Origin of the sequence: Streptomyces sp. (genome assembly GCF_036566765.1) — a bacterium.
Taxonomy (GTDB): domain Bacteria; phylum Actinomycetota; class Actinomycetes; order Streptomycetales; family Streptomycetaceae; genus Streptomyces.
This window is the reverse complement of record NZ_DATCVQ010000472.1, coordinates 1-10,318: the sequence shown is the minus strand read 5'-3', so window position 1 is coordinate 10,318 and position 10,318 is coordinate 1. Positions and strand designations below refer to the sequence as shown.

Annotated in this window: 12 protein-coding genes; 4 read left to right on the top strand and 8 right to left on the bottom strand. The window is 71.5% G+C overall.

The genetic code is table 11. The features are described 5' to 3' along the window. Positions 1 to 815, bottom strand: an 815-nt coding sequence (locus tag VIU94_RS27965; protein WP_414721026.1) for a sigma-70 family RNA polymerase sigma factor, incomplete at its 3' end; no start/stop codon positions are given. A gap of 51 nt (positions 816 to 866) precedes the next feature. Beyond that, on the bottom strand, positions 867 to 1,262 hold the full coding sequence (locus tag VIU94_RS27960) for a MerR family transcriptional regulator (RefSeq protein ID WP_331915334.1): 396 nt from the start codon (positions 1,260 to 1,262) through the stop codon (positions 867 to 869). Between the two features lie 51 nt (positions 1,263 to 1,313). On the opposite strand from VIU94_RS27960, the gene VIU94_RS27955 reads away from it, so the two are divergent. The 3 genes from VIU94_RS27955 to VIU94_RS27945 all read left to right on the top strand — a co-directional run bounded on the left by VIU94_RS27955 (position 1,314) and on the right by VIU94_RS27945 (position 4,567). Next, complete coding sequence (locus VIU94_RS27955; protein WP_331915332.1) at positions 1,314 to 2,429, top strand: alkene reductase; 1,116 nt, start codon at positions 1,314 to 1,316, stop codon at positions 2,427 to 2,429. Positions 2,430 to 2,548: 119 nt separating this feature from the next. Next, complete coding sequence (locus VIU94_RS27950) at positions 2,549 to 3,037, top strand: MarR family winged helix-turn-helix transcriptional regulator (RefSeq protein WP_331915330.1); 489 nt, start codon at positions 2,549 to 2,551, stop codon at positions 3,035 to 3,037. 96 nt (positions 3,038 to 3,133) lie between these two features. Then, positions 3,134 to 4,567, top strand: coding sequence for an MFS transporter (locus VIU94_RS27945; RefSeq protein WP_331915328.1), 1,434 nt, complete (start codon positions 3,134 to 3,136; stop codon positions 4,565 to 4,567). A gap of 1 nt (position 4,568) precedes the next feature. On the opposite strand, the gene VIU94_RS27940 is transcribed toward VIU94_RS27945, so the two are convergent. Beyond that, positions 4,569 to 5,936, bottom strand: a complete 1,368-nt coding sequence (locus VIU94_RS27940) for a B12-binding domain-containing radical SAM protein (RefSeq protein ID WP_331915326.1) — start codon at positions 5,934 to 5,936, stop codon at positions 4,569 to 4,571. A gap of 85 nt (positions 5,937 to 6,021) precedes the next feature. Further along, complete coding sequence (locus VIU94_RS27935; protein ID WP_331915324.1) at positions 6,022 to 6,612, bottom strand: RsiG family protein; 591 nt, start codon at positions 6,610 to 6,612, stop codon at positions 6,022 to 6,024. Positions 6,613 to 6,729: 117 nt separating this feature from the next. Here VIU94_RS27935 and dtd point away from each other — a divergent pair, with 117 nt between their 5' ends. Beyond that, positions 6,730 to 7,155, top strand: coding sequence for a D-aminoacyl-tRNA deacylase (dtd, locus tag VIU94_RS27930; RefSeq protein WP_331915322.1), 426 nt, complete (start codon positions 6,730 to 6,732; stop codon positions 7,153 to 7,155). 19 nt (positions 7,156 to 7,174) lie between these two features. Here the strand turns inward: dtd and ygfZ are convergent, their stop codons facing one another. The 4 genes from ygfZ to VIU94_RS27910 all read right to left on the bottom strand — a co-directional run. Then, positions 7,175 to 8,158, bottom strand: a complete 984-nt coding sequence (gene ygfZ, locus VIU94_RS27925; protein ID WP_331915320.1) for a CAF17-like 4Fe-4S cluster assembly/insertion protein YgfZ — start codon at positions 8,156 to 8,158, stop codon at positions 7,175 to 7,177. Positions 8,159 to 8,168: 10 nt separating this feature from the next. Next, complete coding sequence (locus VIU94_RS27920) at positions 8,169 to 8,606, bottom strand: Fur family transcriptional regulator (RefSeq protein WP_331915318.1); 438 nt, start codon at positions 8,604 to 8,606, stop codon at positions 8,169 to 8,171. A 59-nt stretch (positions 8,607 to 8,665) separates the two neighbouring features. Next, positions 8,666 to 9,238 carry a heme-binding beta-barrel domain-containing protein gene (locus VIU94_RS27915; RefSeq protein WP_331915316.1) on the bottom strand — a complete coding sequence of 191 codons (573 nt, stop codon included), beginning with the start codon at positions 9,236 to 9,238 and terminating at the stop codon, positions 8,666 to 8,668. 282 nt (positions 9,239 to 9,520) lie between these two features. Next, positions 9,521 to 10,318 (bottom strand): hypothetical protein (locus VIU94_RS27910; protein ID WP_331915314.1); only part of this gene is annotated, 798 nt, incomplete at its 5' end.

Here is a 10,318-nt window from a genome sequence, read left to right as displayed (position 1 = left end):
CCGTCCGTGACCGTGAACGCCATGATCGAGATGCGCTGGCCCGTCGGGGCCACCACCACCGCGCCCACGGTGCCGTTGATCAGGGCGATGCGGGCGAACGGGGCGAGGGCGCGGAAGGTTGCGGCCTGGGCGGCGACCGTGCGGGCGCCCTCGAGAACGACGGTGTGGCGGGCGCGCAGCACGCCGCCGTCGGAGCGCAGGACGACGCCGGGGTCGAGCACGGCGACGAGCGCCTCCAGGTCGCCGTCGCGGGTGGCGGCGAAGAAGGCGTCGACGACCTCCCGCTGGCGGGCCCGGTCGGGGTCGGGGGCCGGGGCCTGGCCCTGGACCCGGCGGCGGGCCCGGCTGGCGAGCTGACGGGTGGCGGTCGCCGTCTTGTCGATCAGCGGCGCGATCTCGTCGAACGGCACCGCGAACATGTCGTGCAGCACGAACGCGAGGCGCTCGGCCGGACCCAGCGAGTCGAGCACCACGAGCAGCGCCAGGCCGACCGAGTCGGCGAGCAGCGCCTCGTACTCGGGGTCGGCGCCGTCTGCCGGGCCGATGACCGGGTCGGGGATCCGCAGCTCCAGCGGGTCCTCGCGCCGCGTCTCGCGGGCGCGCAGCATGTTCAGGCACACCCGGCCCGCCACCGTGGTCAGCCAGCCGGCCAGATTCTCCACGGCGTCGGTGTCCGCGCGCTCGGCGCGCAGCCAGGTCTCCTGGACGGCGTCCTCCGCCTCGCTGAGCGAGCCGAGCATCCGGTACGCCACCGCCCTCAGCCGCGGCCGCTGCTCCTCGAACCGCTCCGCCAGCTGCTCACTGCGCTCCACCATGCCGCCCCGCACCTTCCACGCAACGCATCCGCACCACCGCGGCTTCGCCGATCATGCCCGCTGGGCCGCCGCGGCGCCCGCCGGTTCCATTCGGCCGGCGGCCGCCGCGATCGCCTCGTCCAGGACCTCGCGGGAACGGACGAGATCGACGATGAGCCGGTCGACGCGCTCGCGTTCCGCGGTGAGTTCGGCGACCAGGAGCGGGGTGGCGCGCTCGTTCGGGCCGCCGTCGGAGTCCCGCATGCAGGGCAGGAGTTGGGCGATCTTCGTGCTGTGCAGCCCCGCGGCGTACAGGGCCTGGATCCGGATGACCCGGTCCACCGCCCAGTCCCCGTAGGCGCGATGGCCTCCAGGGGTCCGCTCCGCCGCGAGCAGGCCCTGCATCTCGTAGTAGCGCAACGAGCGTTCGCTGACACCCGTGAGCCGGGCCAGTTCGCCGATCCGCATGCCGCCCCCCGACTTGAATCTGACATCAGTGTGAGCTTCTACGGTAAGGCCATGACGAACTCACCTGAGAACACCCGCCTGTTGGAGCCCGCCCGTCTCGGCGGCCTGGACCTGCCGAACCGCCTGGTGATGGCCCCCATGACCCGTAACCGCGCGGGCGCGGACGGCGTCCCGCAGCCGATCATGGCGACGTACTACGCGCAGCGCGCCTCGGCCGGGCTGATCGTGGCGGAGGCCTCGACGCCGAACGCGGTGGGGCAGACGTACCCGCACATCCCCGCGATCCACGACGCGACCCACGTCGCCGGCTGGCGGCAGGTGACCGACGCGGTGCGCGCGGAGGGCGGGCGGATGTTCCTTCAGCTGCAGCACGGCGGCCGGGTCGGGCATCCGGACAACAGCGGGCTGACGCCGGTCGCGCCGTCCCCGATCGCGCTGCCGGACACGGTCCACACGCCCAGCGGGCACCAGCCCTCGGTCGTACCGCGCGAGATGACCGTCGACGAGATCCGCTCCACCGTCGCCGACTTCGCCGCCGCCGCGCGCAACGCCGTCGAGGCGGGCTTCGAGGGGGTGGAGGTGCACGCCGCGAACGGCTATCTGCTGCACCAGTTCCTCGGGCAGGGAACCAACCGGCGGACCGACGCGTACGGCGGCCCGGTGGCGCACCGGATCCGCTTCGTGGTCGAGGTGGTCGAGGCCGTCGTGGCCGCGATCGGCGCCGACCGGGTGGGCGTGCGACTGGCCCCCGGGCTGACCGTCAACGGCATGGACGAGGGCGACACCGAGGACATCTACCCGGCGCTCGTCGACGAGCTGACCCGGATCCGGCCCGCGTACCTGCACGTGGTCTTCGCCGACCCCGACGCGCCGCTGTTCCAGAAAATCCGGGCGGCCTGGCCCGGCACGCTGATCGCCAACCCGGTGCTCGGCTGGGGCGGCCCGCTGCCCGCCGACGGCGGGCGGCTCGCGGGCGAGCGACTCCTTGAGGCCGGCGCGGACCTGATCGCGCTGGGGCGGTCCTTCCTGGCCAACCCCGACCTGGTCGAGCGCTTCCGGGCCGGCGCGCCGCTCAACGAGGTCCGCGACAAGCACCTGATGTACGTCGGCGGCGAGGAGGGCTACACGGACTACCCGACGCTGGAGCGGGTCGCCGCCGCCGGATGAACGCCGCGCCGGATGAACGCCGCCGCCGGATGGACGCCGCCGCCGGATAGGCGCCGCCGGACAAACCGATCCGCTTGCCGATAATCCGTTACGGATCGGATCTCGCTACCCTGACAGACATGACAGCCATGGCACCCACGCGCACCGAACCGGACCTGTCGTTCCTCCTCGACCACACCAGCCACGTCCTGCGCACGCAGATGACCGCGCGGCTCGGGGAGATCGGACTGACCCCCCGTATGCACTGCGTCCTCGTCCACGCCCTGGAGGAGGAGCGCACGCAGGCGCAACTCGCCGAGATCGGCGACATGGACAAGACCACGATGGTGGTGACGGTCGACGCCCTGGAGAAGGCGGGGCTAGCGGAGCGGCGACCGTCCAGCACCGACCGGCGGGCGCGGATCATCGCGGTGACCGAGGCGGGCGCGAAGGTCGCCGAGCAGAGCCAGAAGATCGTGGACGGGGTGCACGAGAGCGCGCTCGACTCACTGCCGGACGAGGAGCGGACGGTGCTGGTCCGAGCCCTGAACCGGCTGGTCACGGGGCACCTGGAGAAGCCTGCCGAGGGGCCGCGACCGGCCCGGCGGGCGCGACAGCGAGAGAAGTAGACCCGAAAGGAGAAAAGTAGATCTGAAAGAAACCGTCTGCAACAAAACTATCTGCTAACGTCTCTCCTGTTGCATCGACCGACAGGAGAGACCGCGATGTCCGCGATAGCCGCACCGTCCGTTGACCCCCTCCCCCGGTCCCGCTGGGCCGCCCTCGGCGTCCTCGCCACCGGGATGCTGATGACGATCCTCGACGGCAGCATCGTCACCGTCGCGATGCCGGCCATCCAGAGCGACCTGGGCTTCACGCCGGTCGGGCTGAGCTGGGTCGTCAACGCGTACCTGATCGCCTTCGGCTCGCTGCTCCTGCTGGCCGGCCGGCTGGGCGACCTGATCGGCCGGAAGCGGATGTTCCTCGCCGGTACGGGGGTCTTCACCGCCGCCTCGCTGCTCGCCGGCGTCGCCGCCTCCCCCGGCGTGCTGATCGCCGCCCGCTTCCTGCAGGGCGTCGGCAGCGCGATGGCCTCCGCCGTCAGCCTCGGCATCCTCATCACGCTCTTCACCGAACCGCGCGAACGGGCCAGGGCCATCGCGGTGTTCAGCTTCACCGGCGCGGCCGGCGCGTCGATCGGGCAGGTCCTCGGCGGCGTCCTCACCGACGCGCTCACCTGGAACTGGATCTTCTTCATCAACCTGCCGATCGGCATCGCCGCCCTGCTCATCGCCCTCCCCGCGCTGCCCGCCGACCGCGGCCTCGGCCTGAAGGCCGGCGCGGACGTGCTCGGCGCGCTGCTGGTCACGTCCGGCCTGATGACCGGGATCTACGCGGTCGTCAAGATCGAGGAGTACGGGGCGGGCTCGGCCCACACCCTCGGCCTCGGCACCCTCGCGCTCGCCCTGCTCGCCGGCTTCCTGGTCCGCCAGGCCACGGCCGCGAACCCGCTCATGCCGCTGCGGATCCTCCGCTCGCGCAGCGTCTCCGGCGCCAACCTGGTCCAGATGCTGATGGTCGCCGCGCTCTTCTCCTTCCAGATCCTCGTCGCGCTCTACCTGCAGAAGGTCCTCGGGTACGGGGCCGCCGAGACCGGTCTGGCGATGCTGCCGGCCGCGGCAGTCATCGGCGCGGTGTCGCTAGGCGTCTCCGCCCGTCTCAACGCCCGCTTCGGCGAGCGGAACGTGCTGCTCACCGGCCTCGTCCTGCTCGTCGGCGTGCTCGGCCTGCTGACCCGCGTGCCGGTGCACGCCTCGTACCTCACCGACCTGCTCCCGGTGATGCTGCTCGCCGCCGGCTTCGGCCTGGCGCTGCCGGCGCTGACCTCGCTGGCCATGTCCGGCGCGAAGGAGGCGGACGCGGGCCTCGCCTCCGGCCTGTTCAACACCACGCAGCAGATCGGCATGGCCCTCGGCATCGCGGTCCTGTCCACCCTCGCCGCCTCCCGCACCGAGTCCCTCACGACCGCGGGCAGCCCCGTCCCCGAGGCCCTGACCAGCGGCTACCACCTCGCCTTCGCGGTCGGCGCGGGACTGCTCGTCGCCGCCTTCGCGGTCGCCCTCGCGGTCCTGAAGGCCCCGAAAAGCCCGAGGGCCTGACCTACTGGGGCGCCCTGCCCCCGAACGCCGACAAGGTCCGCTCCAGTGCCGGCATGGCGCGGACCACGCGGCGGGAGCGGATCAGGGCGTCCCAGGCGGGTTCGAGTTTCTTCCAGCCACCCGCGTACGCGAGGTGGCGCAGGCGTTCGCGGGGGCCGGGCTGGGCGGTGGCGCCCTGCCAGATGTTCCGCCAGCGGTAGAAGTCGCGGTACGCGCGCCAGTAGCCGTCCTCCAGCTGGCGCGGGGTCATGCCGACGGGGCGGTAGACGACGTGGCGGGTGTCGTACAGGTCCCAGTCGCGGTGCACGATCCGGTTCTCCGCCTCCATCTGCTTCCACAGGCCTGTGGACGGATACGGGGTCATGATGTGGAAGGTCGCCGTCTCGATGCCCTGCTCGACCGCCCACTCCACCGTCCGGTCGAAGACGTCCGGCCCGTCGTGGTCCAGGCCGAAGACGAAGCTGGCGTTCACCATCACGCCCACGTCGTGCAGCCGCCGCACGGCGGCGTCGTAGTCCCGGCCGATGTTCTGGTTCTTGCGGCGCTCCGCGAGGTTCGCGTCGTTCACGGTCTCGAAGCCGACGAACAGGCTCCGCAGCCCCGCCTCCGCCGCCTTCTCCAGCAGGTCGGGCTCCAGGACCGACTTGACCGTCCCGGCCGCCTGCCACAGCCGCCCCATCCCCTTCATCCCGTCGAACAGCGCCTCCGCGAACCGCCGGTTGCCCAGCAGATGGTCGTCGAGGAAGTACAGGTGCCGGCCCGGCAGCCGCTCGATCTCGGCGAGCGCGTCGTCCACGGCCTGGGTGTAGAACGACTTGCCGCCCTCGAAGAAAGCGTCCTTGTAGCAGAAGTCGCAGTGGTGCGGGCAGCCGCGCGAGACCACGATCGAGTTCGGCACGAGATAGAGGTGACGCTTAATCAGATCCCGTCGTACGGGCGGGAGTCCGGCGAGGGTACGGGACTTGGAGTCGTACCGGCGCAGCGCCGACCCGTCCCGGAAGTCCTTCAGGAACAGCGGCCAGATGTCCTCCCCCGGCCCGGTGAAGATCGTGTCCGCGTGCGCCGCCGCCTCCTCGGGGAGCGAGGTCACATGCAGCCCGCCCATCGCCACGTGCACCCCGCGCGCGCGGAAGTGGTCGGCTATCTCGTAACTCCGCCGCGCGGACGTGATGTACGGCTGGAGCACGAGCAGGTCGGGCGTGGGCAGCGCTTCGAGGTCGATCCGCTCCACGTGCTCGTCGTACAGCGTCACCTCGTCGTCCGCGTCGAGGTACCCGGCGAGCGTCGCAAGGCCCAGCGGCGGGAAGAGCGAGTACTTGATGGGCCGGAACAGCGGGCTGGTCGCCTCTGTCAGGGCGGGAAGGATCATCGTCACACGCATGCCTGCCCAGACTCGAACACCCATGCCCGCGGTTCCCCGGCCTCCTGCTTCAGGAGGGGTGAGCGGGTGCGGCTCAGGTCAGCAGGTCGTCGACCTGGGCCTCGCCCTCGCGGTAGCGGCGGGCGATCTCGGCGCTGCAGTCGTCAGCGGTGCGCTGGAGCTGCTGGCGCCGCCGCGAGACCTGCTGCTCGTAGCCGGCCAGCCGGCCCATCGCCGTGTGCAGCTCGTCGTCCGTGCGCGCGCCCAGGTCCGACAGCTCCACTTCGGACAGCATCTCGGCGGCGAGCCGCCGGTACTCCTCGCCCCGCGGCGTCGACAGCGTCACGTGCCGCGCCGACGTCCGCAGCTGCGAGGGCGCGTCCGCGAGGATCTCCGAGAGCTCCGCGAGCCGGTCCACCGCCGGCCCCTGCGGGTCGGCCCGGCGCGCCAGCTCGGCCCGCATGATGTCGATCCGGCCCTGCAGCATCCGCCTGACATAGCTCAGGTCCGCCTCGTCGCCCTGCGCGTCGCGGCGCAGCGCGCGCAGCTCCGGCAGCCGCAGCGCCGCCAGGTCGGGTCGCGGCAGGCAGGCCGGCTCGGCGGACCGCTGCAAGGGCGGGCGTACGCTCGTACCGCCGCCGACCCGGGTGCTCGACGGCGTCTGCCCGGCGCCAGGTGCACTCATGTCTTGACCCCATCCCTCGTCCGGTGCGCAGCGCACCGCCTGAGAGGCATCGTGCCACTCCTGCCTGTGCGCACGCAGGCGCTCTGCACCCGTTCGGCCCCAGCTAGGTTGGTCTGTATGCGTGCAGTGGTACAGAGGGTGGACGGCGCGAGCGTCGTCGTCGCAGGAGAGACCGTCGGCGAGATCGTCGGCGAAGGGCTGTGTGTGCTGGTGGGAGTCACCCACGACGACACGCCGGAGAAGGCCGCGCAGCTGGCCAGAAAGCTGTGGAGCGTACGGATGCTCGAAGGCGAGAAATCCTGTTCGGACGTGAATGCCCCCTTGCTGGTGATTTCTCAGTTCACCCTCTACGGGGACGCGCGCAAGGGCCGCCGCCCCACCTGGAACGCCGCCGCTCCCGGCGACGTCGCCGAACCGCTGGTCGACGAGGTCGTGACGCAACTGCGGGCGCTGGGCGCGCACGTGGAGACGGGCCGGTTCGGGGCGAGCATGCGCGTCTCGCTCACGAATCACGGCCCGTTCACGGTGCTCGTCGAGGTCTGATCCCCGCCGGGCACAGCGGCTACGGCTCGACGACGGTCTCCTGCGCGGCGGCCGTCTTCTCGCCCACCAGCAGCGGCGCGTCCACCGGCACGTTCCGCTTCACCAGCGCCAGGGCGATCGGCCCGAGCTCGTGGTGCCGCCCCGAACTGGTGACGAAGCCCAGCTGACGGCCCTCGGCCCCGTCCGCGGCCAGCCGGACCGGCGCGCCGTGCCCCGGCAGGTGGACCTCGCTGCCGTCCAGGTGCAGGAAGACCAGCCGGCGCGGCGGCTTGCCCAGGTTCTGCACCCGGGCCACCGTCTCCTGGCCCCGGTAGCAGCCCTTCTGCAGATGGACCGCGGTGCCGATCCACCCCAGCTCGTGCGGGATGGTCCGGTGGTCGGTCTCCGCGCCGAGCCGCGGCTGATGCGCCTCGATCCGCAGCGCCTCGTACGCCAGGATCCCGGCGGCCGGACCGTGCGAGGCCGCGAAGGCCTCCAGGTCGGCGCGCGGCAGGAACAGGTCGCGGCCGTGCGGGGTCTCCCGTACGACCACGCCCTCGGGCGCCGCGGCGATCGAGCCGGCCGGCAGGTGGACCACGGCGATGTCGTCCGTGCGGTCGGCGACCTCGACCCGGTAGAAGAACTTCATCGACTCCAGGTACGCGAGCAGCTCGCCCTGCGTGCCCGGCTCGACGTGCGCCCACACCGTCTCGCCGTCGTCGACGAGGTACAGCGCGTGCTCGATGTGGCCGTTCGCGGAGAGGATCAGCGCCTCGGTGGCCTGTCCGACCGGGAGGTCGCTGACATGCTGGGTGAGCAGCAGGTGCAGCCAGCTCAGCCGGTCGTCGCCGGTGACGGCGACCACGCCGCGGTGGGAGAGGTCGACGAAACCGTTGCCGCCGGCGAGGGCGCGCTGCTCGCGGAACAGATCGCCGTAGTGCGCGGCGACGCCTTCGTCACGGCCCTCGCCGGGGACGGCTCCGGGCAGGGACAGCAAGGGGCTGTGCGGTGAAAGTCGCTGCATGCAAGAAAGCCTACGACTCCGCGGGCGCGTCCTTCATGGCGCAGTCCCGGCAGCGGCCGAAGATCGCGAAATGCTTCATGTCCGTCTCGAAGCCGAAGGTCTCCCGGAGCTTCCCGGTGAACTCGGCGGCCACCTCCACATCCGCCTCGATGACGCCCGAGCAGTCCCGGCAGACCAGATGGAGATGGTGGTGCCGGTCGGCGAGGTGGTACGTCGGCGCACCGTGCCCCAGATGGGCGTGGCTGACCAGGCCCAGCTCCTCCAGGAGCTCCAGGGTCCGGTAGACGGTGGAGATGTTCACACCCGAGGCCGTCTTGCGCACCTCGACGAGGATGTCGTCGGGCGTCGCGTGTTCGAGCGCGTCCACGGCCTCCAGGACAAGCTGGCGCTGGGGCGTCAGCCGGTAGCCGCGCTGCCGCAGGTCGCTCTTCCAGTCGGTGCTCACCACGCCCCCCAGTGTAGGAGGGCGTGGCGGAAGCGCCGGTGGTCTTCTGGCCGACGGTCTTCCTACCGGAAGAAGGCGATGCCGTCGTCCGGCATGTCGGGGAGGTTGCGCGCCATCTCGGCGACCTCCTCGGGCGTGACGACCTTCTTCAGGTGCGCCGACATGTAGGGACGCAGCTCGACCTCGGGGGTGGCCTTCTCGCCCACCCACATCAGGTCGCTCTTCACATAGCCGTACAGCCGCTTGCCACCGCTGTACGGGGCGGCGCCCGGGGTGCGCGCGACGGCGTCCGTCACCAGGTCGATCTGCGGCTTCTGGTCGGCGAGCTCGCCGTACCAGATCTCCACCACGCCCTGGTCGCGGACCATGACGATCTCGACCTTGCGGTCCTTGTCGATCCGCCAGTAGCCGCTCTCGCTCTCCAGCGGGCGGACCTTGTTGCCCTCCTTGTCGAGGACCCAGGAGTGCGAGTGGTACTCGATGAAGTCCCGGCCATCGTGACTGAAGGTCACGGACTGGCCGAAGTTGCACTTCTCGGCGCCGGGGAAGTCGGAGACGCCCGCGCCTTCCCACGTGCCGAGGAGGAACGCGAGCGGGACGAGGTCCGGGTTGAGGTCGGACGGGATCTCGATCATGGGCACTCAGACGATCTGTGGAGGGCGGTGGGGACTGTGGAGAGAGTTGCCGAGGATGCCGGCGGTGAGCCGATGATGCCGGCAGTGATCAGCGCTGGCCCTGGTACAGCTTCTTCACGGCGAGGCCGGTGAACGCGATGACGGCGACGCAGACCAGAGCGAGCAGAGTCTCGAAGAAGATGATCACTGAGTGCTCCTCGAATGAGCGGTGAAGGCAGAACGGGCCGGACCCCAGCTTAGTGGGCGGGGGCCCGGCCCTCTCTGCGAGGTGGGTCTAGCGGACTAACCGAGCAGCTGCGCCTGCAGCGCGACCGTCTGCTGGAACGGCACCGTCGCGACCCCGTCCTTGCGGGACAGGGTGATCAGCGCGAGGGTGTCGCCGGCCTGGATGTAGGACCAGCGGGTCTGCTCGGGGCCGTAGGGCTTGGTCTCGTCGAACGCGTACACGGACGTGTACGGGACCCGGACCTCGCCCGACAGGTCGGCCGTCGCGTCCCAGCGCTCCACGCCGGCGGGCAGCAGCATGCCGCCCATCACGCCCGCCTTCAGCGGCTCGTCCCGGAAGTCCTCGGAGAACGCCACCGAGTTGAAACGGAGCAGGTAGACGCGGGTCTTGGTGCCGTCGGACGTGGTCCAGCCACGGGCCGCGACATGGCGCAGCGCGGTCTCGGCGACGTCCCGCTTCAGCACCGGCACGGCCTCCTTCGCGTACGCGGAGAAGTACTGGTCCTTGGTGATCCAGCCGCCGGTGAGCTCCGGGTCCGGCTTGGCCCCGGCGGGCGCGGGCAGCAGGAGCTTGCGCAGGTCGGCGTGGTGGACCTCGCCGTCGTTCCCCTCGGTGAAGGGCCGCGGCACGCCGACCGGCAGCGCGGGGAGGCTGAGCTTCGGGTACGCCCAGCGCCCGTCGCTCTCGGTGGCGAGACCGGGCACGTCGGTGCGCTCCATGGCGGTGATGCCCATGGCGGTACCGGTGCCGAGGCCACCGCAGACGAGGACGGCGGCGGTCCAGCGCAGGACGGCGCGAAGGGCGCGGCGGGGCGGCTTGGGGGCGGCGGGGAGAGGGGCGGGCGCGGGCCAGGG

Excerpts from the sequence above, each read along its gene's own strand:
- VIU94_RS27960 (WP_331915334.1), bottom strand. The coding sequence starts at position 1,262 with ATGCGGATCGGCGAACTGGCCCGGCTCACGGGTGTCAGCGAACGCTCG.
- VIU94_RS27955 (WP_331915332.1), top strand. The coding sequence starts at position 1,314 with ATGACGAACTCACCTGAGAACACCCGCCTGTTGGAGCCCGCCCGTCTC.
- VIU94_RS27950 (WP_331915330.1), top strand. The coding sequence starts at position 2,549 with ATGACAGCCATGGCACCCACGCGCACCGAACCGGACCTGTCGTTCCTC.
- VIU94_RS27945 (WP_331915328.1), top strand. The coding sequence starts at position 3,134 with ATGTCCGCGATAGCCGCACCGTCCGTTGACCCCCTCCCCCGGTCCCGC.
- VIU94_RS27940 (WP_331915326.1), bottom strand. The coding sequence starts at position 5,936 with ATGATCCTTCCCGCCCTGACAGAGGCGACCAGCCCGCTGTTCCGGCCC.
- VIU94_RS27935 (WP_331915324.1), bottom strand. The coding sequence starts at position 6,612 with ATGAGTGCACCTGGCGCCGGGCAGACGCCGTCGAGCACCCGGGTCGGC.
- dtd (WP_331915322.1), top strand. The coding sequence starts at position 6,730 with ATGCGTGCAGTGGTACAGAGGGTGGACGGCGCGAGCGTCGTCGTCGCA.
- ygfZ (WP_331915320.1), bottom strand. The coding sequence starts at position 8,158 with ATGCAGCGACTTTCACCGCACAGCCCCTTGCTGTCCCTGCCCGGAGCC.
- VIU94_RS27915 (WP_331915316.1), bottom strand. The coding sequence starts at position 9,238 with ATGATCGAGATCCCGTCCGACCTCAACCCGGACCTCGTCCCGCTCGCG.